The organism is Neolewinella agarilytica (assembly GCF_900110645.1).
Lineage (GTDB): Bacteria > Bacteroidota > Bacteroidia > Chitinophagales > Saprospiraceae > Neolewinella > Neolewinella agarilytica.
The window spans coordinates 344,175-367,095 of record NZ_FOFB01000001.1; the positions used below are offsets into that span (position 1 = coordinate 344,175).

Annotated in this window: 14 protein-coding genes; 7 read left to right on the plus strand and 7 right to left on the minus strand. The window is 52.8% G+C overall.

Annotated features, from left to right (window positions below):
- The first annotated feature begins 156 nt into the window (after nt 1–156).
- Nucleotides 157–351, plus strand: coding sequence for a 50S ribosomal protein L35 (gene rpmI / locus BM123_RS01280; RefSeq protein ID WP_090164990.1), 195 nt, complete (start codon nt 157–159; stop codon nt 349–351).
- Between the two features lie 114 nt (nt 352–465).
- Nucleotides 466–813 carry a 50S ribosomal protein L20 gene (gene rplT / locus BM123_RS01285; protein ID WP_090164991.1) on the plus strand — a complete coding sequence of 116 codons (348 nt, stop codon included), beginning with the start codon at nt 466–468 and terminating at the stop codon, nt 811–813.
- A gap of 163 nt (nt 814–976) precedes the next feature.
- On the opposite strand, the gene BM123_RS01290 is transcribed toward rplT, so the two are convergent.
- The 3 genes from BM123_RS01290 to BM123_RS01305 form a co-directional block, all read right to left on the minus strand.
- Entirely contained in the window at nt 977–1,990 is a 1,014-nt protein-coding gene (locus tag BM123_RS01290) for a T9SS type A sorting domain-containing protein (protein ID WP_090164992.1), read from the minus strand.
- Between the two features lie 448 nt (nt 1,991–2,438).
- Nucleotides 2,439–6,101 (minus strand): DUF7619 domain-containing protein, encoded by a 3,663-nt coding sequence (locus BM123_RS01300; RefSeq protein WP_090164994.1) that lies wholly within the window; start codon nt 6,099–6,101, stop codon nt 2,439–2,441.
- 322 nt (nt 6,102–6,423) lie between these two features.
- A complete protein-coding gene (locus BM123_RS01305; protein WP_090164995.1) occupies nt 6,424–10,032 on the minus strand; it encodes a DUF7619 domain-containing protein in 3,609 nt (1,202 codons plus the stop codon).
- Between the two features lie 207 nt (nt 10,033–10,239).
- Here BM123_RS01305 and BM123_RS01310 point away from each other — a divergent pair, with 207 nt between their 5' ends.
- The 4 genes from BM123_RS01310 to BM123_RS01325 all read left to right on the plus strand — a co-directional run bounded on the left by BM123_RS01310 (nt 10,240) and on the right by BM123_RS01325 (nt 19,036).
- Complete coding sequence (locus tag BM123_RS01310) at nt 10,240–11,628, plus strand: hypothetical protein (RefSeq protein WP_090164996.1); 1,389 nt, start codon at nt 10,240–10,242, stop codon at nt 11,626–11,628.
- 27 nt (nt 11,629–11,655) lie between these two features.
- Nucleotides 11,656–14,910: a UvrD-helicase domain-containing protein gene (locus tag BM123_RS01315; RefSeq protein WP_090164997.1), complete on the plus strand. Its 3,255-nt coding sequence runs from the start codon at nt 11,656–11,658 to the stop codon at nt 14,908–14,910.
- Between the two features lie 16 nt (nt 14,911–14,926).
- Nucleotides 14,927–15,607, plus strand: a complete 681-nt coding sequence (mqnB, locus tag BM123_RS01320) for a futalosine hydrolase (RefSeq protein ID WP_090164998.1) — start codon at nt 14,927–14,929, stop codon at nt 15,605–15,607.
- Nucleotides 15,608–15,862: 255 nt separating this feature from the next.
- Nucleotides 15,863–19,036: a TonB-dependent receptor gene (locus BM123_RS01325; protein WP_090165191.1), complete on the plus strand. Its 3,174-nt coding sequence runs from the start codon at nt 15,863–15,865 to the stop codon at nt 19,034–19,036.
- Nucleotides 19,037–19,267: 231 nt separating this feature from the next.
- On the opposite strand, the gene BM123_RS01330 is transcribed toward BM123_RS01325, so the two are convergent.
- Nucleotides 19,268–20,167, minus strand: coding sequence for a carbon-nitrogen hydrolase (locus BM123_RS01330; protein WP_090164999.1), 900 nt, complete (start codon nt 20,165–20,167; stop codon nt 19,268–19,270).
- A 168-nt stretch (nt 20,168–20,335) separates the two neighbouring features.
- Here BM123_RS01330 and BM123_RS01335 point away from each other — a divergent pair, with 168 nt between their 5' ends.
- Nucleotides 20,336–20,587: a hypothetical protein gene (locus BM123_RS01335; RefSeq protein WP_090165000.1), complete on the plus strand. Its 252-nt coding sequence runs from the start codon at nt 20,336–20,338 to the stop codon at nt 20,585–20,587.
- Nucleotides 20,588–20,616: 29 nt separating this feature from the next.
- Here the strand turns inward: BM123_RS01335 and BM123_RS01340 are convergent, their stop codons facing one another.
- The 3 genes from BM123_RS01340 to BM123_RS24505 all read right to left on the minus strand — a co-directional run bounded on the left by BM123_RS01340 (nt 20,617) and on the right by BM123_RS24505 (nt 22,831).
- Nucleotides 20,617–21,099 (minus strand): Lrp/AsnC family transcriptional regulator, encoded by a 483-nt coding sequence (locus BM123_RS01340; RefSeq protein WP_090165001.1) that lies wholly within the window; start codon nt 21,097–21,099, stop codon nt 20,617–20,619.
- Nucleotides 21,100–21,195: 96 nt separating this feature from the next.
- The gene (locus tag BM123_RS01345) at nt 21,196–22,623 is read right to left on the minus strand and encodes a Glu/Leu/Phe/Val family dehydrogenase (protein WP_175489213.1); all 1,428 of its coding nucleotides are present in this window, start codon (nt 22,621–22,623) and stop codon (nt 21,196–21,198) included.
- Complete coding sequence (locus BM123_RS24505) at nt 22,610–22,831, minus strand: CcmD family protein (protein ID WP_090165002.1); 222 nt, start codon at nt 22,829–22,831, stop codon at nt 22,610–22,612. Before BM123_RS24505 ends, BM123_RS01345 begins: the two co-directional genes overlap by 14 nt.
- Nucleotides 22,832–22,921 lie beyond the last annotated feature (90 nt).

Below are 22,921 nucleotides of genomic sequence, written 5' to 3' on the forward strand. Positions count from 1 at the left end.
CCCTCAGCCCACACCTTGCAACCTACAACTTGTAACCTACAACTTGTAACCTACACCTTGCAACCTGCACCTTGCAACCTACAACTTGTAACCTGCAACCTTGTATAACAAAAAACAATTACTTACCTTTGCGCTCCATTTTAAAAACTTGGTGCCATGCCTAAGATGAAAACGCACAGTAGTGCAAAGAAGCGTTTTAAGATTACCGCCAGCGGTAAAGTGAAGCGTTTCCAGGCTTACACGTCTCACATGATGCGCAACAAGTCCAACAAAGCTAAGCTTCGTCTTCGTGACGGTGCGATGGTTTCTGTTGCTGACGAGAAGCGGATCAAGCGTCTTTTGTGTAAGTAAGAGAGAACTCTCTCCCCCACCCCAAGAAATTCCCACGCGAGGAATCTCTATTTTCCACGAGAGTACGGGCCTAAAGAACCACACGGTCTCCGTACTGTACAAAAACAGAGCTATATGCCACGTTCAGTAAATGCGGTTGCAAGCCGCGCGCGCCGCAAGCGCATTCTTAAAGCCGCCAAAGGATACTTTGGCGCACGTTCTAAAGTCTACACCGTAGCTAAGAACGCCGTTGAAAAAGGTCTGCAGTATGCTTACCGGGATCGTCGTAACAAGAAGCGTGCTTTCCGCCGCCTCTGGATCGCCCGTATCAACGCAGCTGCCCGCCAGAACGGTACTACTTACAGCCGTCTTATGCACGGCCTCAGCGCCGCAGGTGTTGGTCTTAACCGCAAGGTCCTCGCTGACCTGGCGATGAACCACCCAGAAGCTTTCAAAGCTGTTGTTGACAGCGTGAAGAAGTAAGCGCGGAGATAATCCCATAAACGATAAAAGCCCCGTCGGTCAGTGATGACCGGCGGGGCTTTGTTTTTTAAGAGAGCTCAAAGTGTTCCTCACCTTAATCGGTTTGAGTACTCCTATACTTTTAGATCAGGTTACTACCAGAGCCCTACTTTTCGTGAGACAGCTACCGTACCACCCGCACCGTCTCCCGAATCTTCCCATCCCGGGAAGTAGCCCGCAGGAGATACAAACCAGGTATCAGGCCTCCCGTTTCAATGCGGATTCCGGCACTGGCGGAAAGGGTTTTCACAGACATCTCCCGCCCTGTAGCATCAAATAGACTCAGCTCAGCATTATCGCCGAAGGCGGAAGGGAGAAGGACCGTAAAGGCATCCGTCACCGGATTGGGGAAGACAGAAATCCGGGTATCCGCCGTAAAAGTGATGACCTCCACGGCAGAGTAGGTAATTGTGCCATCGAAATCCGTTTGGTGGATGCGGTAGTAGTTGTCGCCTGCCATGGGGGCTTCGTCAATAAAGTCATAGACATTATCTGATAGTGGCGCCTGCTCACCGATCACGTTCCAATCCAGGCCCTCGTGTGAGCGTTCGATGTGGAAGCCGGCGTTGGCCGGCTCGTGGGTGGTTTCCCACTGCAAAACAACTTTCTTTGCACCTGCGGTCGCGCCAAATGATCGCCACTCTACTGGCAATCTGCTACAAGCATTATTATTAATCGAAAGCCCCGCCGCAGCGGAGGAATACTGCCAGCAATCATCCGTACGATCTTCGGGCGTACTGTTGTCTGCCGTTACGTATACCCGGTAAAGAGACAGGCCTTCCGGATTGGGCAAACTTTCCAGGGAGGGCGTGTAAGTGGCTTCATTGGCCCCCGAAATGGAGACCCATTCGCTAAAATCCGCTGCCAGATATTGCCATTGGTAAGTAAAGGATCCCATGCCGACGGGGCTGGTGAATTCGTTAGCAAAAATCACCTCTGACACCTCTGATGAACATGCCGTTGCGATGGATTCTCCGTCAGCCGTGGTTCTGATCGTCAGCTGATCGGACGCACAGCGTTGGGCAGAAACCTCATGTGCCAACGTAAACAGGGAGAGGAAGGTAAATAAGAAGATTATTTGGTTGGTCCGTACAAACAGACTATCCCCATAATTGGGGAATGGCAGAATAGAAGACATAGGTTTACTTTTTCAGCGTATGGATGAATGAGAGAGAAAACAAAAATAGGGGGAAGAAAAAAACACAAATTGTAACCCTCGTAATGAGTAGGAGGGTTAAAGATGACAAAATCTCATATAATTTCCAATAAAATGTATAGCTGGTCTACAATCAAAGGACAAGATCCGGGGAAGATTGACTTGCGGAACTCAACCGCTACCGGAGCAGCATCTCCTACCCTGTCCGGTTAAAAAAGGCAATGCCCGTTACGAAGGGCCTTAGCGGAATGGAAATGTTTGGAGGGGGCGCGGCCGCGGGTGCAAGGAAAGTCCTGGAAAAGCAAGGTGTTTGGTGGGCCGCAGTAATGACCTGGAGGAACTTTCGATTAACCGTAGCATCGTACACAAAAGCGCTCGGAGTCTATCTACCGATATACTCCGAGCGCTGGCCAATCGTAAACAATGACATTTAGCGAATCACGAAGCCAGTTCGTCCACGCGTCCGGCCGGCTTCATCCTGCAGCAGCATGAGGTAGTAGCCCGTGGGGAGTTCACTAAGGTCCCACCCGCCGGCAGCCTGCCCGTAAGTAGAAGATAGCAGCGGACGGCCCAGGAGGTCAGAGACAACGAGTACATCTTGCGAATTAACTTCTGCCAACGGGAGATTGACGTTCACCCGCCCGGCGGAGGGGTTAGGATAAACACTAATGGCAATTTCCTGTGCAGCCACTGCCCGAACACCTACCGGCAGGCCATCCTTAGCAATCCGGTGCCGGCTCACGTTAGTAATGATGGGCTCGTTGAAATCGAAGTAGATCGCCGCTTCGTTATCAATGATGTCTCCAGGCAGGAGGCTGACATCGTGGTCAATGCTGAAGGATACGGCACCCTGGCTTCCGATTAAGTTCGTAGAGCTGTCAGGCAGCATAATGTCATTGAAGGTAAACGAGATTACCCGATGGGTATCCACGCTGACGGTGTAAGGATGGCTGGCGGCCTCTACCTTGAAGGTGGCCATGTCCAGGGCTGCAGAAAGTGTATCCTGGATCACGACGGTAAAGGCCGTATCCGTACCGGTGTTCTGGAAACGAATCTCGTAATCCAATCGCGTTCCTTCGGGAATGTTTCCACCGCTGTACCCCAGTGGGTAGCCCATCTTATCGTTTGGATCATAAGCCCCTACGTTTTGGCGGCAGGCAATGGACTGAGCATTATTACCAAAGTCAAGCGCCAGAATATTGGCAAAGCCGGTGGAGAAATTACCGTTGGCGTTAGTACCACAGCCTTCCACGACGGCCGTTGGCTGCGGAGCACCCGGCGCGTTAGGTTCCTGATTCGTGATAATCATATAGGTTGACCCGTTAGCCGGCAGGGTAATGATGTAGTCTTCGCTGGGTTCCAGTAAACCGTTTTCAACGGGCGCTGGCGTGAGCATGATGCCATCTTCAACGACGATGTAGTTCAGCGGAATGGTCATGGGGTTATCCCCCACATTGGAAATAGTAAAGGTCAGGCTGTCTCCGGAACAATTGGAGCCGGTAACGTTAACCAACGCGCCATCCCAGTCTTGTGGCGCAACACAAGGCTCATCCGGCGTAATGGCCGCCTCGATACAATGTGTTTGGCCCAGTTGTGCATTACAGCTAACGGTGAATTCAAAGTAAATCCGGACGCTGGTGAAAGGAGGTACGTCTCCGAGATCAAAAGTAAAGGTTTGCCCGACCCGACGGGTCGCCGGAATGCTGGGGGTGGCATTGATCAGGAAATCGTCCAGGGTGACGGTCAGCTCCGCATCCAGAGCCGTTGCAGACCCCGTGTTTTCATATTCCACGTAAGCGTAGTTGTCAAAACAGCGACGCAGGAAGGGGATGGTTACTCCGGTAGACAGTAGCGGGCAGGAAACTAGGACGGGTAAAAAGACATTGACGCCTTCCACGGGCTCATCCGCCAGGGTAACCGTGACCAGATCAGGGCATTGGGTAAAGGGTTGCTCCGGGTCCAGTATCGGCTCTATGGTGTAGGTGCCAGGCACCAACGAAACAGACCATTCGCCCTGGTTATTGGTAAAGGTGTAGTATACATCTCCCGTGGCATCGTTGGTAACCTCAAGGAGGTAAGATGGTATTACTGTATCCTCTGCATCCAGGGTACAATTAGATGCTTCATCGAGCCAGAGGGTTCCTGATATTAGCTGGCAGCTGGGGTTGCCTAATTCATAGGTAAGCCGGACAGTATCACATCCGGGCGCTGACAGGATGGCGGTGTACAGACCGGGATAAGGGGAACACCAGCCCGCGGTATTCACTCCGGGAAATACGGATTCATCAAACTCAGGCGGCCCGTCCCAGTCAATTGTAATGTGCTCATAATCGATGTTGTTGAGTCCCATGATTCCGAAGCAGCCCTGTCCGTCACAAAAGACGGTATCCTGATCAAAGGGCTCAATCGTTAAGCCGGAAGGGATACTCTGATTCAATACGATTACACTTCCAAAGATGTTACAGGCATCGGGTCCTTGTCCTTCAACGTTATACCGGCCGGGCACGACGACCTCTACGGTCGGTCCGGAAAGTATCTGATTCAGCGGGCCGAACCAGGTATAAGTATATCTGGGTAAAGGGTCCGGAACACTCAGGGTGGCGCTGGTGGTTTGACAATCAAGAATGACATTGGGGCCCAGGTCGATGAAGTTGAGCGTGTCTTGAGAAACAACGGTGCGGGCAAGCCCCACGCAGTTATCAGCGTTGGTAACCGTAATATCATAGACTGTACCGATACCGGTAACTGTTATCGTTTGAGTGGTTTCCCCCGTACTCCAGTTGTAGAAAATTTCGTTGGGGTCTGCGCCCTCGACAACGGCCTCTAACACTACTGCCTCGCCGGAACAGAGCGTTCCTTCCGTGAGAATATTGACGGTCAGGTTTTGGTTTACAACCACCTCAAACACCGTGCTAACCATACAGCCTTCCGGGTTCGTTGCTTCAACCGTGTAGGCGCCAGGACCAAGGTCAGGAGTAAAGGTCTCCTCTTCCTGAATCAGAAACTCCTCCACCAGAACGTTTCCGTTGATCGTCAAAATCTGCACCTCGACCGGATAAGTGGAACTGAATACGGTCAGTTCTGAAGCAAGCGTATCTCCACATTCGGAGAAATCTCCGATGGGCTGTGCGAATACGAATAAGCTATCGCAATTAACCCTCCGGACCCAGCCCGCGTCAATGTCAGTAACCTGGTCACCGGGAGGGAGAAAAATAGATGAGTTGGTGGTCAAATTGCCATTAATGTCACTGTTGAGCACATCGTTTCCGGCGACCATAATGGTGGGCTCGAAGGTAAACTCGTCAGAATCCGCTTGAATTTGCAGTTGATAAAAGCCTGCGGAGATTTCATCAAATACAAAAAGACCCTCGCCGTCCGTCCGTGACTCTCTGAAGTCTCCATTTTCACCAATCAGCGTAACGGTTGCCGCAACGGGGGTAGTCTCCTCAGGATCCTGCAGGCCATTTTCGTTTTCATCCAGCCAGCTTCGGCCTTCCAGGTACGAACAGCCCAAAAAGTCCGTAAAGAAGGTGGTGTCTATCAAACAACCGGCGTCGTCTGTTGCCCGTAAAACGAAATCTCCCGGAAATAAGGGTTCCGTGATAAAAATCGGGCTTTGGAAAAACGAATCTCTGTAGATAAGGACATCCCCTGGTGCGAAAATGGATACATCGACGGGGAAATTGCCCCCAATTATCGTTAATTGTACGATATCCTCAAAGCAGAAGCCCGTATTGAAGGAGGCAACATCGGTTAACTCAAAACCGTAGCAAGGATTTTCAGGACATTCCGGGAAAGGGATCTGGAAGTTGAAGGCACAATTTGAGACCGTAAGGTCTCTGAAAATAAGGTTCCTTTCCGTTGTAATATCCAAGGGGCCAATGCGGTATACCTCTCCTGTATTATACTCTCCAACCAGATTATAACGCCTGAGTTCCCAGAGGCTGTCACCGGTGCCCTCAACCGAAAACTCTACGAAATAACTATCTCCGTCTTCCCCGCAGGAACTACTGACGAAAGAAACATCGATGAGACATTGGGCTGATAAAGCCACTGAAAAGAGAAGAAAACAAAGAGAAGTAAACAGACGCATGGGATGGGGGTTTGGGTCGGAGATTAATGGGAAGCAGACTATTCCACACTACAATGATCCGGCGACAAACACAAGTGGCAAAGGACACTTTTTAAAGATTGTTGAAGCTAAAAACAAGACACTATGACCTAAAGCCCAATAAATACAAATAAAAAAGACCCCAATTCCAGTCAAAAATTTAAAACGCCCGTACGATTGCAATCGTACGGGCGCCAAATAACTCAGGTAAAAAAGACAAATCTGCAAGTCATAGTGTCGGATAGGGCAGCTTGGAGAATCCTTTGCTTCTCCAAGCTGCTCTGCATCCTGCGCTCCGGCGCCCTTATTTAGCGATAACGAAACCGGCTCTGCCTTTTGCCTGTCCGTTAGCGTTGCTGACCACCAGGAGGTAGTAACCTGCGGGAAGATGACTTACGTTCCAGTTGCTGCTCAGCTGACCGAAAGTGGTAGCAGCCAGCTGGCGGCCGTACAGATCCGTAACGGTCAATACATCCGTCAGCTCTACGTCTGCGCGTGGGATATCCACCTTAATGATACCGGGCCCCGGGTTCGGAGAAATCCCTACGGCTACCTGACGAGCCAACTGCTGGCGGGTACCGACGGGCAGACCGTCTTTAGCGATCCGGTGACGGCTTAGGTTAGTAACGATGGGCTCGTTGAAATCAAAGTAGATCCGCGCCTCGTTATCAATGACATCTCCGGGCACCAGGTCCGCAGCGTGATCGATGCTGAAGTTAATCACTCCCTGACTGGCCGCAAGGTTAACGTTACTATCCGGCAGTGCGATGTTGGCAAAAGAGAAGGTAATCACCCGGTGGGTATCAATGGACACCGTGTAAGCATGGCTGGCACTCTCCACCTTGAAGCTGGACAGATCCAAGGCCGTGGAAATCGTGTCCTGAATAACAACGTTGAAGGCAGTGTCCGTACCGGTATTCTGGAAACGAATCGCGTAGTCCAGGCGAGTCCCCGCCGCAATGTTGCCACCGTCATAGCCCAGTGGGTAGCCCATTTTATCATTCGGGTCATAGGCACCAACGTTCTGGCGACAGGCGATGGCCTGGGAGGGCACATTGTTTCCGAGAGAAATAATGTTAGCGAAGCCCGATGAAGTATTACCAGCAGGATCGGTATTACAACCTTCCGCCACTGCCGTGGGGGTGGGTGAAGCGGGAGCGTTAGGCTCCTGGTTGGTAATGACGTGATAGGTCCGTCCGTTAGCCGGCAGGTTCACTTCAAAGATTTCTCCCGCAGGCAGCGATTCTACTTCAGTGGGCGCTCCGGACATCATGATGCCATCTTCCACTACCACGTAACTCAGCGGAACGCTCATCGGGTTATCTCCTACGTTTTGGATGGAGAAAGTAACCTCTTCACCGTCACACTGTCCGCTGGAGACATTGACGAGGGCACCGTTCCAGTCTTCTGGTGTGGTACAAGGCTCACTTGGGCTGATTACCGACTCAATACAGTGCGACTGCCCCAGGAAGGCCTGGCAGCTAACCGTGAATGTGAAGAAGATTCTATCGCGTTCAAATGGATTCACCGTTCCCAGGTTAAAGGTGAAGGTGTTTCCGTCCTGACTAACAGCGGGAATACTCGGTACGGCGTTGATCAGGAAGTCATCCAGGGTAACGGTAAGCGTTACGTCGTCTACGGAGGTGGAGCCAACATTAGCGTAGTCCACGTAGGCTACGTTATCAAAACAACGGCGCAGGAAAGGAATGGAAACGGAAGTCGTCATTAGCGGGCAATCCAGCAGAGCCGGAAGGAACACGTCGATGTTGGTGACTGACCCGGCCATAACCGTTCCGCCAGCAGGCGGCTCACAAGTACCGAACGGAAGATTAACATCCACCACCGGGCGAACGGTATAATCACCCACCGGAATGGTGAAACCATATTGTCCGTCCGCATTCGTGAGCGCATAATATTGTTCTCCCGTAGCAACGGAAGTAGCCACGATCATGACACCGGAAGCGGGTGTATCTTCTCCGTCAAGAGTACAGTTCCCGGCCTGATCTACGTACAGCACGCCGTTGAGGGCTGAGCACTCCACTGCTCCTTCTAACAGGAAGGTGAGCGTTACCGTATCACAGACGCCCTTCACCTGAGCAGCGTACAGGCCAGGGCCGTAATCACAGACAGGATTCCATGGATTCGTGATGAGACTCTCGCCATTCGGGAGGCTCCATTCAACTTCTGTGTCCGGAGTCAATTCAAAACCAAACTCTTCGATAAGGTAGACACAGTCAGACGCTCCGCAGAGGGAATCGCCGAAAGCCTCAATGCTGATATCCCGGCTGGCCAGAGAAAGCTCCGCCACCCAGGCATTGCCGGACAGAAAACAAGTACCGTTGGGAGAAACCGCAGATACGGCGTAGTTCCCGGGTTCAAAAACATCTACTTCCGGGCCGAAGAGTGTATCGCCGGCGGGCGTAATCCATTGGTACTCCAGAAAATCCGTCAGATCACCCGTTGACAGGGTTACCGGTCCGCCGTCACAGGGCAGATAGAAGGGGGCAAAAAAGTTGATGGTGGTGCCCTGCGGCTCAAATATGCTCTCGGCAAAAACCGTACAACCATTAGCATCGGTGACTTCCAGCGAGTATAAAACCTCTGGGCTTACTTGTTCCAGGCCCGCGGTTGTTGCAATCACTGCCCCACCCGCTGACCAGGTATAAGTGTAGGGAGCTGTCCCTCCCACTACGGTAGCGAATAAGGTCGGTACCTCAGCGGTATCGTTACAATCTCCACCGGATTGTTGAATAAAGACGCGAATGTCAGTTCCTTCCAGAATGGTGCCTGTGCCAATGGCTGAACAACCCAAAGCATCTGTTATGGTTACGGCGTAAGTGCCTGCAGCCAGTTCGATCGCTCTGCTACCTGTCTGTCCGTTGGTCCATTCATACGTATACGGAGGTGTACCACCTCCGGCGATGGCTAACAGCTCTCCGCCATTTTCCCCGGAACAGTCGGCATTGCGAATTATCTCAATCTCTGCAAAACAGTCTGCGGCCAGCCAGCCGGCGTCAATGCTTTCAACAAAGCCACCATTCTCAACGGTAAAGGGATTCGTAAAGCCGCCTTCGTGCATATCATTATCAACGGTGCGGTCGTCACCGGTCTGGTAAGCAGTCGGCTCCCGACCGTCCACTAAAGAGACGAATTCCAGAAAGTAGTCTCCCGCAGGTACGGCTTCAAAGGCGTAGCGCCCGGCCTGGTCTGTGGTAGTGGAACGGAACCTCACTTCGTCCCCTCTCCATAAGGTTACCAGTGCTCTTGCATCCGTTTCATCAGGATCCCGCAGGCCGTTAGCGTTACCGTCTAACCAGCTCCGGCCGGAAATGGCGCCACAACCTTCGTTGATAGTGATGATTTCTACAAGTTGGCAACCATTAGGATCCGTTGCGGTAACAGAATAGGTACCCGGGTCTTCGATGGTTAAAAAAGTTCCGTTAGGTGAAACGAAGCTATCGACCTGAATAACCTCAGCAAAGTCGGCTTCTCTTAGTTCAACCACCATGGGAAAATTCCCTCCTTCAAAAAAGACGGATAGAAATGAGGTGGTGTCACAGGCTCCTTCCAACTCCAGCCCCATAAAAAAGCCGAAGCAGGGATCGGTGTTCAAGCAGCCATCCGGGGCATCCAGATCGAGCGTCTGAACACAATCAGGCTCATCCAAATCACCGATATCAAGCACGACTACCTCCTGAAAAAAGGGCCCGAACGAAACGACGGTGTCAAAGGTTCCGGTAATGGTGTTACCGTCAATACTGGTTATCCAGCCGTTTCCTTCCCCAACAAATTCTACTTCAACGAACCAACCATCGCCATTTTCGCATTCAGCGGAAATGACGTTAGCTTCAAAGCATTGAGCGGAAAGAAAAGCGAGCGAAAAAAAGAAAAGTAAACTGAGTAGATAGCGCATGGGAGCTTAGATTACGATGTCAAAAACAAGGATGAATTGTTGAAGAATTCCTTCAACGCTACAATGATGCGGCCAAAACGAGATCAAAACAAGTACATATTCGATCAATTGTTGAGATACTTTTGGGCGCAAACGCAGGTTAAATGTTTAATTATAGGGCAAAGTGGTTGACAAATTACTATCATTGTTGAAAGCAAATTCCAGATAATGTCACTCCTTCAACAAACAATTCTCGCCCTGAGCGTGCACGAACGTCGCAGAGCCGTCAGTTGGCTGAATTGTGAGCTTCATAATCGCCGGGAAGATGTACGTCTTCTGTTCAAACTCCGGAGTGAGCAGGAGCAAACAGCCACACCACAGGCCGAATATAAGGCCGTTTATGGTGAGGCTGATTATGATGCGGACCGCTTTCGGCAGCTGGAGCACCAATTGTTGAAGCGCCTTGAAGCCTATCTGGCCTGGGAACACTACCAACGTGACACCGTTTCCCCTGACCGCCACCTGTTACTAAGCTTACGGGACCGGGGTCTTGACGATCATCGGCGGACGAGGCTGCGGCGCTACCGCCCCCGGCAGCCCAACGGTACTGACCGCCTTTCCTTCGAGTATTTCCACGCCCGGGAACAGTATGAGATGGAACTCGCCGCCTCCCGCGGCGGCCGCGTAGATTACCTAGGCCCGGAAAAAGCTCTCGAGCACTACGTAATCGCCCTTCGCCTCCGGCAAACCTGTAAGACGCTGGCTCACCAGCAGCTGCACAAAAGTGGTCAGCATTATGAAATTCCCCGCCTGGAGGCCTTATTCGCCGCTGCTAATCAAAAGCCCTTTCGGGAAGCTCCCTTCATTCGGCTATACTACCTCGTCACCCGCCTGCAGCTGGATGAGGCCGAAGCAGCAGAATCCTCTTTCCAGGAACTGATCCGATTGCTGGAATCGTCCGGCGCAAGCTTACCCGCTGAAGACCAGCGAGACTTACTCTTACTGGCCATTAACTACGGACTAAGGAGAGCCAACACCGGTTGGGAACCCGCCATTGCTGCTACCTTCACGCTTTACCGGTTGGGGCTGGACCGTGAAATCCTTTATAACCGGGGCCGGATCAGTCTCTTCGCCTTCAACAACATCCTGGGCCTTGCCCTCCGCCTGAAGGAAGTCGAATGGGCAACCCGCTTTATGGACACAGAAGCAGCAAGGCTCCCCGAAAAGGGCGGCTCCGAGGTCTTAGCCCTGGGCCGGGCCAGGCTGGCCCTGGCCAACAACCAGGACGGTGAGGCGCTGCATCATTTGCAACAAGCCGACTTCAAAGATTTTATCCATCACCTTACGGCCCGGGTGCTGCAGCTGAAAATTTATTTCCGGCAAGACAGCTACACCCTGCTGCAATCACACATCAGCAGTACCCGCAAGCTCCTCACCCGCCGACGCGGCATCGGTTACCACCTGCAGAACTACCGCAACATTTTTGCCCTGGCTAATGCAGTACTTCGCCTCGGCCCCGGAGACGATAAGGCCGCCGAGCAGCTCCGGCAACGTATAATCAGGATGGACCCCTGTACGGAGAAGCCCTGGCTATTGAGTGTGCTGAAGGGCTCATGATTTCCGTCCACTCCTTACCTTCGCCTCATGCCCCAAAACCTTAAACTTATTTCCGCTGGTGCCGGCAGTGGCAAAACGTACCGCCTGACGGAGGAAATGACTGCCTTACTGACGGCGGGCACCGCCCGCCCTTCCGGAATCATCGCTACCACCTTTACCAAAAAAGCCGCCGCCGAACTCCGGGAAAGAGTCCGGGTAAAGCTACTGCGGGAAGGCATGAGCCGTGAAGCCAACGAGCTGAAAAACGCCCTGATCGGCACGGTCCATGGGCTGGGTGTAAAGCTGCTGCGCCGCTTTGCCTTTGAGGCCGGGGTTTCTCCTCAGGTAGACATTATTGCAGAAGAAGACCACCAACGGCTCTTCAACCTCAGTATGGCAGCGGTAATCAGCCTGGAGACCATCGAAGAAATTGAAACGCTTTGCGACAAACTGGGTCTTAGCCGGGACGGGGAAAAATTCAACTGGCGAAAGGAAGTATTGCGGCTGGTGGAGATCATCCGAGGTAATAATTTTTCCGCCGCGACGATTGCCAGAAGCAAGGCCAACTCCTGGTCGAGCCTGGCCGAGTTGTTGCCTCCGGTGAATGAGCGGCTTACGGCGGAAAGCTTCACCAGCCGCCTTAAAATTGCCCTGACGGAAACCATTGCCGCCTTGCGGGGAAATGAAGAAGTTGACGGGACCAAAAAAACGGCCACGGCCATCAGCTATTTACGCCGGCTGTCGGGGCAGTTGCAACGCAGAGGCTACCTGCCCTGGCATGAGTTATGCAAACTTGCTCGTTTTGAAAAAGAGGTCGGGGCCAAAAGCCGGGAGTTTGTGGACATTATCGTCGACATTGGCCTGGCGCACACCACTACCGCTGCCTTCCAGAATGACCTGCATCGCTACCAGGATCTTCTCTTCGATGCGGCAGAGGCTTCCATTGCTGAATATGATCGCTACAAGAAAAGTCGTGGCCGAATCGACTACACTGATATGGAAGTGCTGGTGCTGGATTTGCTGGATCACCCGGGCGTCAAAGCCACCCTGGAACGGGAGCTCGACCTTCTGATGGTCGATGAATTCCAGGACACCAGCCCCATTCAGCTGGCCGTATTCCTCAAGCTGAGCAAGCTCGCCCGCCAAAGTGTCTGGGTCGGCGACCCGAAGCAATCCATCTACGGTTTCCGCGGGGCGGAGCCCCGGCTGATGAAGGCCGTCATGGAAGCCAGTGGCCCGATGGACCCGGCCAACATCCAGAAAAACAGTTGGCGTAGCCGGGAAGACATCGTCTATGCCTGCAATGCACTGTTCACCAAAGCTTTTCCGGAGATTCCGGAGCCAGCGGTGGTACTGGAACCCGTTCGCTTGCGCTCCGGTTCTTCCTTTGCACCTGCGGAAAGCGCCCAAATGGCCGAACGCTCGGGCATCCTGCACTGGCACTTTGAGCTGGAAGGCAAAGCCCGCTACGCAAAATCCTGGAACCAGGCGGTGGTGGCCAAGGCGGTCCGGGAACTGCTGGACAGTCCCCCACCCTGCCGCCCCAAGGGCAGCGAAGAGGAACGGTCTCTGCTCCCCGGCGACATTGCCATTCTCTGCCGGTCCAACTACGGCTGTGTTGCCATGGCCGAAGCACTTGCCGCCCAGGGCCTACCTGCGGCTATTGCCCGGACGGGGCTGCTGGACACCGCCGAGGCGCACCTCCTCCTTGCCTGCCTGAAGTATATGCTGAACCGGCAGGATAGTCTCTCCGTCGCCGAAATCCTCCTCTTCGGGCAGCGCTATGGCCTACCTGACATCATTGAGAAAAGGCTCGACTGGCTGGAATATTACGATACACTCTCGCCGGAGGAAAAACGCAAAGCTATCCGCTGGGGGCACGACGAAGTTCTCATTAAATCCCTCAACGAATTACGGGCGGCAACCTACGAACACTCCACCAGCGAGATGATCAACCTGCTGCTGGAACGGCTGGACCTGCGCCGCATCATCGTCGCCTGGGGCGACGGGGAGCAACGGCTCAGTAACATTGATGAACTCCGCCGCCTGGCCACTGCCTACGAAGACAATTGCCACCGGCAACACCGGGCTGCGTCCCTTGGTGGCTACCTGCTGTACCTGGATGAATTGCTGCGCGGGCAGCGGGATCAGCAAGGCGCCAGCGAACGGATGGACGCCGTCAATGTACTAACCTACCACCGGAGTAAAGGCCTGGAATGGCCGGCAGTGGTAGCCATGGACCTCGACCAAAAGCTACGGGCTGATGTCTGGGGCATCACCATCGTCTCGGAAACCGAAGAAGTGGACCTCGACCAGCCACTGGCTGGCCGCTGGCTCAAATACTGGGTTAACCCCTACGGCAAATTAACCAGTGGTGTTCCCTGGCTGGAAGCGCTTTCTGAAAGCATGTGGCAAGACTCCGCCACGGAGGAAGCCATGGCCGAAGAAGCCCGCCTGCTCTACGTTGGTTTTACGCGGGCGCGTGATTACCTCATCCTGCCCACCGCCAAAACCGGAGCGCCGTGGCTAGACCGGGCTTTTTCCCGGGGCGGGGGCATCATTCCCGTTCTGGATCCTAACAGTTCGGACGCGCCCTTTGACTGGGCCGGCCACGAAGTGACAAAGTACACCCAGACCTGGACGGAGCCCAGAAACCTGCCCTCGGGGGAACTCAGTCACCAGCCCGTTCCGTTTCTGGAAGGCCCTCGGGCCGGCCGGCAAACGATTGAGCCTGCGACCGTTACGGAGCCCTGGCTGCTGCAAACATTCGGTGACAGCAACGCAGCAGCACCATTTAGCTACTATATACCCCCGGCACTCGAACCTTCTATTGACGACCGCCTTTACGGACAAGCCGTCAGTCGTTTCCTGCAGGGAGACTGGTCAATGACGGACGAAGAACTCCGAAAAGAACGAGCTACTACTCTGTTGGCCAGCTACCTGCCTGGTGAGGAGATTGATGTGAAAAGTTTGATTCAGCAATCTACCGTCTTTAAGGATTGGCTCAGTGCAAAGTATGGAATGGAAGTAGCCCGACAGGTTCCACTTTCCACCATCTTCGACAACCGCAGCTTTCAGCGTAGTGTAGACTGGTTGGTGACCACTTCCCCCAACACCTATGTTCTGCTGATGGATATACAGCATGTCAGCCGGCAATTTGATCTTCAGCGTCCACTTTACCTTGCCGAGCTTAGTGCCCTCAGTGCCGCTGTAGAACAAGTCATGGGTGGAAAAGTGACTGATGCCTATTTACATTTACCGGCGATAGGCGTGGTGATTCAGGCAATCCCCTCCTTGCAGTAAACCGATTTACTTTCCAATGAAAATCCTCCTCCTTTCCGCCACTGTTTTCGAGATCGAACCCACGGTAAACAAGCTGCGGGCCCGGGCAGAATCTGAATCCGGCAATGTACTGACCTTTAGCAACGGCGTAACGATCGAAGTGCTGTTTACGGGAGTAGGACTAACAGCTACCGCCTATGCGCTGGGCCATCGTTTCGGCGGCGGCCAGCTGCCAGGGCTGGCCATTCAGGCGGGTGTGGGGGGCGCCATTGACCGGAAGATACCATTAGGTCAGGTAGTACGCATCAGCCGTGAAACCTTCGGCGACCTGGGGGCGGAGGAACAGGACGGACGCTTACTTAACCTTAGTGACATTGGTCTTCACCCCGGGCCACCCTTCGACAAATCAGGGGTACTACGGGCTCCGGCGGGGCTGGCCTCGCTACCCTTCCCGGAATGTGCCGGGCTTTCCGTCAATCAGGTCAGTGGCACGGCGGAGACCATCGCCCGGAGGCGCGAGCGCTTCCCCGAAGCGCAGGTGGAGAGTATGGAAGGAGCCGCTTTTTTCTATGCCTGTTTACAAAGCGGAATTGAGCCGTTACAACTCCGGGCCATCAGTAACTACGTCGAACCCCGCAACCGGGATAACTGGCGAATGGGGGAAGCGATTTCCAGTCTGAACGAGGCACTCTGGCGGGTAGTAGGAGCTTTTCTATAAAACCGCCAAAGTCAGCAATTTCACGGCAGCAGCAGGTGGCGCAGACGCAGGTACCGGGTAAAGGTAAAAGGCGGTGAAGGGTAAACTCATCGTTAACTTTTGCGAAAATTCGCAAAAGTTCTACACAATTTGCACCCCTCCTGTGGAAAACCACCCGGCCGGATTAAGTAAAGTTTAATTTTGTGAGAAATTTCCTCACCTGGGCATTTGGTACAGTGCACTAACCATTGCCCAATGATTACCCCTCACTACCATATGAAACACGTTTACTTATTCCTTTTCCTACTGATAAGTGGAGGAGTGGGCCTGCAGGCTCAAGCCACTACTTCTGCCATTAATGGCAGGATTACGGACTCCGATGCACTAGGACTGATTGGAGCTACCATCGCCGCCGTTCACACCCCAACGGGCACTCAATACGGCACCACCGCGCAGAACGACGGCTACTATTCCCTCAACAACCTGCGTATCGGAGGCCCTTACACCATTACAATTTCTTACATCGGTTACAGCGACGAGAAAATTGAAGGCATCTCTCTAAAGCTGGGTGAAAAGCGGACTCTTGACATTGTCTTGCTGGAAGCCGGTGAAACGCTCGATGAGATCGTCGTTTCTGCTGGCAGAAACAGCCTGATCAATAGTGAGCGTACGGGTGCCGTTACCCAGATTGGCACGGATGAGCTCCAACGGCTCCCTTCCATCAGCCGGTCAGCGAGTGACTTTACCCGCCTGGCTCCCAGTAGCGACGGCAACAGTTTTGGTGGTCGTAATGATCAGTACAACAACTTTACGCTTGATGGTTCGGTGTTCAACAACCCCTTCGGTCTGGATGAAGCTACCGCCGGTGGCCAGGCAAACGCTCAGCCTGTTTCCCTCGATGCCATTGAGCAAATTCAGGTAAACCTTGCCCCATATGACGTGACCCAGGCCGGCTTCACCGGTGCCGGAGTCAACGCGGTAACCAAAAGCGGAACCAATGAATTTTCCGGAACGGTCTACGGTTTCTACCGTAATCAGGACATGACCGGCAGCAAGGTCGATGGAGAAGACATCTTCGTTCCCGAACTAAGTCAGATACAAACAGGCGCCTCCTTGGGCGGGCCCATCATTAAAGACAAACTGTTCTTCTTCGCCAACTTTGAACTGGAACGCCGGCAGGACCTCGGTTCTAACTTCCTCGCCGCCCGCGCTGGCCTTTCCGGTGCGCAGGTAAGCCGTGTAGAAGCTGCAGACCTTGATGCGGTGAGCGATGCTCTCCGCAACCGTTTTGGTTACGAAACCGGAGGTTACGAGAATTACCTTCATGATACTGACAACGAAAAAGGGCTCTTCAAACTAGACTGGAACATTGCCCCGGGCAACACCATCACCGCCACCTACAACTTCCTGAACGCAGGAAGAGATCTGAATGCCAACCGCTTTGCTCTTGGCCGTCGTGGTCCGGATCAGCAGACCCTGCAGTTCTTCAACTCTGGCTACCGGATCAACAATAAGATTCAGTCGGGGATTATCGAGTGGAACAGTATTCTTTCGGATAAGCTGAGTAACAAGCTTCAGGTAGGTGCTTCTGACTATGAAGATTTCCGCGACCCCTTCAGCACGCCCTTCCCCAGCCTCATCATTCAGCGGGACGGAACGAATTACATCGTAGTGGGTCATGAGCCTTTCTCGATCAATAACCGTCTTGACCAGAACGTATTCCAGTTCACGAACAACCTGCAGTACTTCCAGGGCAAGCACACCTTTACCCTCGGAGTAAGCTTCGAGCGCTTTGATTTTGACAACAGCTTTAACCTGGGCGCCTACCCTGGTGTCTTCGGCCCCGTAGACGGAGCTGCCCAAAGCAGCCCGGAAGCATTCGTTGAAGCAGTCAACAATGGTGTCTTTGACTTTGCGGTCAACGGTAGCGATCCGGCCAACTTCGCCTTCGGCGCCATCCCTGCATTTGAAAACGGTAATGCTCCCGGCACCGGCTATAACGGAACCAGCTGGGCCCTGGCAGAAACCAATGTTGGCCAGCTTGGTCTTTACGTACAAGACGAAATCTCCGTTAATAAAGACCTGACGCTTACGTTTGGCCTGCGCTTCGACAAGCCGCTGTACTTCGACACCGCCGAAAAAATTGAAGAGAACATTGCCCGTCAGTGCTGTTATGACCCCAGCATCGTTTACTACGATGAGAACAACGAGGCAATCACCTTCAACCATACCGACTTACCGACAACCAAATTCCTCGTCAGCCCGCGCTTTGGGTTCAACTATGATGTTAAAGGAGACCAAACGGTTCAGCTACGGGGTGGTTCCGGCCTGTTCAGCGGCCGTTTCCCCTTCGTATGGATCGGCAATCAGGTGGCTAACCCCAACTTCTTCTTCTACAACATGACTGCCAGTGACTTCCAGTTCCCACAGGTTTGGCGGACGAACCTGGGGGGTGACTTCGCTGCGGGCAAAGGCTGGACGATCAGTACCGACCTCATTTACACTAAAGACGTCAACTCCATGATGGTCCGCAACTACGGCCTGAGAACGCCGGAAGGAACCCTGCCCGGTGTGGATGATCGCCCCGTTTACCGCTCTGCTGAAGACCGCGCGCAGTTATTCGGCTCTCCAACAAATGCTTATGTATTTACCAATACGGACATTGGCCGAAGCATCAACGCCAGCCTGGAGCTGAAGCGCAACTGGAGCAATGGCCTGTACACCAGCATCGGGTACAACTTCAACGACACCAGAGAAGCTTCTTCCATTGAAGCGGAGATCAGCTCGGACGCCTATGAACGGAACCCTGCCTTTGGCAACGTCAACCAGGCCGTTCTTTCACCAAGTCTCTACGGCAACCGTCACCGCGTAGTGGGCAGCGCCCACCGTGCCTTTACCTATGGAAGCGCAAAGCAATGGACGACCACCATCGCTCTCTTCTTCCAGTACGCCCAGGGCGGACGGTTCAGCTACACCTATAACGGAGACATCAACAATGACGGTTCCGGGCTGAATGACCTTATTTACATCCCCACTGAAACGGAGCTGGCCAGCATAGACTTCGTGGGTGGTGAAAGCCAGCGGCAGGCATTCAATGCCTTCATTGAGCAGGATGAGTACCTCAGCGAAAACCGTGGCAACTACCAGGAGCGCTACGCGATCCTGAGCCCATGGTATTCTAACTGGGATGTTCGCCTTGCGCAGCAGATCAGCCTTTCGGATAAGCGTAAGGTGGAATTCACGCTCGATATTCTCAACGTTGGCAACATGATCAGCAGCAGCTGGGGTGTACGTCAATTCCCTACTACTACACAGCCGATTGGTGTTAGCATTCAGGAGGATGGCACTCCAATTTACAGCTTTGATGAAAGTACCACCAGCACCTTCAATAACGACTTCAGCCTGCTGAGTCGCTGGCAGATGCAAACGGGGCTTCGCTTCCGCTTCTAGCTTTTATCAGACCTGACTGAATGTAAAGGCGGTGACACCTTAGTCGTCAGACCAGCTTTCCACCAACTGAAACAGGAGGAAACGACTCATCAGACCAATACGGTTCCCGCCTTTACATCTGTTGCATTAGCAATATAAAATCCCCGGCTACCCTATAGTAGCCGGGGATTTATTTGTTATGAGCCCTTAAGTATTGGTAGATAAGGTTTTCAGGCCTTCAGAGCCCTGAATTCAATCCAAATACCGCTTCGTCAGCCCTCCGTAGGCATCAATGCGCCGGTCCCGGAAAAACGGCCAGATACGCCGGACGTCCTCCGTACGTTGACGGTCGATGCTGACAACGGCGTGCGTCTCTTCGTCTTCGGGAGCCTGAAAGAGGTACTCCCCCTGTGGGCCGGCGACGAAGGAGCTGCCCCAAAACTGTATCCCTCCGGTAACACCGCTGGGGTCTGGCTCAAAGCCGGTGCGATTAACGGAGATGACGGGCAAACCATTGGCCACCGCATGAGCGCGCTGGCTGATGATCCAGGCATCCCGCTGGCGGGCTTTTTCGGCGGCATTATCCGTTGTTTCGTAGCCGATGGCGGTAGGGTAAATCAGCAGTTCTGCACCTGCTAAGGCCATGAGGCGGGCGGCTTCGGGGTACCATTGATCCCAGCAGACAAGGACGCCCAGCTTGCCAACGCTGGTCTGGATGGGCGTAAAGCCAAGGTCTCCCGGGGTGAAATAGAATTTCTCGTAGTAAGCGGGGTCGTCCGGAATGTGCATTTTTCGGTACTTCCCGGCGATGCTGCCGTCGCGTTCAATGACGACGGCCGTATTGTGGCATAAGCCAGGTGCTCTGCGTTCAAAAAGAGATAATACAAGGACACAATCCAGTTCTTGTGCTAACTCTCCGAAGTACTCAGTGCTTGGCCCGGGAATGGGCTCAGCCAGCTCAAAAGCCGCCGTATCCTCCGTTTGGCAGAAATACAATCCGGTATGCAGTTCCTGGAAGACAATCAATTGGGCACCACCTTCCCTGCACCTGCGTGCTGCGCCCGCACTCTTCCTGAGGTTATCCTCCCGGTTACCGGTGTTCGACTGTTGGACCAAGCCAACGCTAAGTGTAGAATCTTTACTTTCAGACATTTACTGCATCAAAGAATGGTGAAACAAATAACAAGAACCATAAATCTTCGTTTATGTGACCAACCTTAAACATCCTGTATTTCCGGATTAGTTTAGCTCATCTGAAAATAAAAAGCCATCGAACTGCCTCTGATTCTTAAGCTTATTCTCTTATTCTTTCTGCTGGCCATGCTTCCTGCACTCTGGGCCATTGGGCATTACGTCTATTTCTGGCTTACGGGGCAGGTAAGCCGGAACAGGGCAGAACCAGGGGAACTGCTCGACACGCCCGTCAGGACGAGTCATAACACGAAGTGGGGATGGTCCATACGGGAGATTTTAGGCCGGGTATTGCTTACCCTCCTGCTGGCTCCGGTAGTATTGATTTTCGTACTTATCGTAGTAGGCGGACTGCTAAGCCTGATGGAAAGCCTGCAGTAAAACCTTAGCGTAAGGCTGCTTGCCTTCTCTTAGTCCTCCACCTGATAATCATAGGGCAGCAGCTTACTGTCCTTTACCGTAGAGAGGGTCATGAGCGTCTTCAGACGCTCGATTTCATCAATCTGCTGCAGTGTCTTAAAGAGTAATCGCTCGTAGGTCGGGATGTCCTTACAGACAATCTTGATCAGGAAGTCTGCTTCACCAGTAATGATGTAGCATTCCGTGATTTCTTCAATACTCTCAACCTGCGACAGGAAGTTTTCGCGGGCCATATCTTTCCGCCAATCCAAAGAAACCAGCACGAAGGTTTTCACCATAAGACCGATGGCCTCCGGGTTTACCTGAGCGTGGTAGCTCTGAATGGTATCGTTTTGCTCCAGCTTCTTTACCCGCTCCAGGGTTGGAGCCGGGCTGAGGCCAATACGCTTGGACAGGTCCAGGTTAGTAATCTTACTGTTATCCTGCAAAATCTTCAGGATGTGCAAGTCTATTTTATCGAGTTTATCGGACATAGGGTAAACTATAACTGTTGGTGCGGCGAAGATAGCCGCACCAACAATTATTTCAAAATTTCGCCGTAAAAAGTATTTTATTTTACAAAAAAGCGATTATGGCCAAATTCCGAGCGCTATGTAATCACTGGATATCTTACTGATTGCCAGTGCAAAAGCGGCTGTACGCAGATCTTTGATCTCTGCGTTGTCACTATACATTTTATATACCTGGTTGAAGCCCTGAATCATAGTTTCCTCCAATCCGGACCGCACGAGGTCGATCTCATCCGCACCACGGATGATCAATTCCTTGTCTCTTTCGCTGATCGTTTTGCCCGTTGTGGCTTCAATCTGATCAACGATCCGTCGGTAGGCGCGCTCATCAAATCGCTTCTCCAGACGGCCGAAGCGCATGTGGCTAAGGTTCTTAAGCCACTCAAAGTAGCTAACCGTTACCCCGCCCGCATTGAGGTAGATATCGGGAATGACAATCACGCCGCGCTCAGCGAGAATTTTGGCTCCATCAGCCGTTACCGGGCCATTGGCAGCTTCAGCGACAATCTTAGCCTTCACGTTGGGAGCATTCTCGCCGTCAATCTGGTTTTCCAGAGCGGCGGGGACCAGAATGTCACAATCAAACTCCATCACGGCCCGGCGCTTGTCTTTGCCATAAATGCGGGCGTCCGGGTAGCTCAGGATGCTACCGTGATGCGCGCGGTGACGCAGAAGTGCGTGAATGTCGATACCATCCGGGTTATAGATAGCGCCTTCAACTTCAGAAACACCGATGATTTTCACGCCGCCTTCGTCCTGGCTAATGGTAGCCGTGTGCGAGCCCACATTACCTAGCCCCTGGATGACCATCGTCTTGCCCTCAATGCCCATACTGAGGCCGAGCTTATCCATCAACTCTTTGTTGTTGCAAGCTTCGCGAATGCCATAAAAGACACCACGACCGGTCGCTTCCGTACGGCCACGAACACCATTTTGATTAACGGGCTTGCCGGTTACACAACCTGCAGCGTTAATATCATCCGGGTGAAAAGAGCGATAGGTATCGTAGATCCAGGCCATTTCGCGGCTGCCGGTTCCGTAGTCAGGAGCGGGCACATCAACGGCGGGGCCGATGAATTTGCGGCGAATCAGTTCGGTGGTATAGCGGCGGGTAATTTTTTCCAGATCCTGTTCGCTGTACTCCCAGGGGTTGATTTTCACTCCGCCTTTCGCGCCGCCAAAGGGCACATCAACGATGGCACATTTGTAAGACATGAGTGTTGCCAGGGCAACAACTTCGTCCTGATTTACGTGATTCGAATACCGGATACCACCTTTGGTGGGGCTTCGGTGGTGGCTGTGCTGGGCACGGTAGGCTTCTAACACCTCCACTTTTCCGTTAATCTTTACGGGGAAGTGAATCTGGTAGACACCATTACAAACTTTAATTTGCTTAAGAAGGCCTTCGTCCAGGCCGGTGTGCGGCGCAGCCGCGTCAAAATAGCGATTTACGCTATCAAGAAAAGAAACATTTTTAGACATGATCATCAATTTGGTTCTCTAATCTGGTCAGTTTGCGATCCAAGGACCACAAGTAAATAGCAAGCCCCAGAAATACAAGGACGATTACTGCCACAACTACGTATAGTTTACCCATGCTACGCAGAAAGTCCGCTGGTGGTTCAGAAGCAGATTGTGCACAAAGTTGTGCAACGGTACTGGTAAACAGGAAAAGGGTAAGTGCAAGGCGCGTCATTGCCCGGGGAATTTGGTTAGGCCACAAAGGTAGCTCTGCGGTAGGGGCTAATGTACGCTTTGCTGCAACGCTTTTTCGGGAAATTACCGG

Coding starts and splice junctions, on each gene's coding strand:
- BM123_RS01340 (WP_090165001.1), bottom strand. CDS start 21,099: ATGTCCGATAAACTCGATAAAATAGACTTGCACATCCTGAAGATTTTG.
- BM123_RS01345 (WP_175489213.1), bottom strand. CDS start 22,623: ATGATCATGTCTAAAAATGTTTCTTTTCTTGATAGCGTAAATCGCTAT.
- BM123_RS01335 (WP_090165000.1), top strand. CDS start 20,336: ATGCTTCCTGCACTCTGGGCCATTGGGCATTACGTCTATTTCTGGCTT.
- rpmI (WP_090164990.1), top strand. CDS start 157: ATGCCTAAGATGAAAACGCACAGTAGTGCAAAGAAGCGTTTTAAGATT.
- BM123_RS01315 (WP_090164997.1), top strand. CDS start 11,656: ATGCCCCAAAACCTTAAACTTATTTCCGCTGGTGCCGGCAGTGGCAAA.
- BM123_RS01325 (WP_090165191.1), top strand. CDS start 15,863: ATGAAACACGTTTACTTATTCCTTTTCCTACTGATAAGTGGAGGAGTG.
- BM123_RS24505 (WP_090165002.1), bottom strand. CDS start 22,831: ATGACGCGCCTTGCACTTACCCTTTTCCTGTTTACCAGTACCGTTGCA.
- BM123_RS01300 (WP_090164994.1), bottom strand. CDS start 6,101: ATGCGTCTGTTTACTTCTCTTTGTTTTCTTCTCTTTTCAGTGGCTTTA.
- BM123_RS01310 (WP_090164996.1), top strand. CDS start 10,240: ATGTCACTCCTTCAACAAACAATTCTCGCCCTGAGCGTGCACGAACGT.
- rplT (WP_090164991.1), top strand. CDS start 466: ATGCCACGTTCAGTAAATGCGGTTGCAAGCCGCGCGCGCCGCAAGCGC.
- BM123_RS01305 (WP_090164995.1), bottom strand. CDS start 10,032: ATGCGCTATCTACTCAGTTTACTTTTCTTTTTTTCGCTCGCTTTTCTT.
- mqnB (WP_090164998.1), top strand. CDS start 14,927: ATGAAAATCCTCCTCCTTTCCGCCACTGTTTTCGAGATCGAACCCACG.
- BM123_RS01330 (WP_090164999.1), bottom strand. CDS start 20,167: ATGTCTGAAAGTAAAGATTCTACACTTAGCGTTGGCTTGGTCCAACAG.
- BM123_RS01290 (WP_090164992.1), bottom strand. CDS start 1,990: ATGTCTTCTATTCTGCCATTCCCCAATTATGGGGATAGTCTGTTTGTA.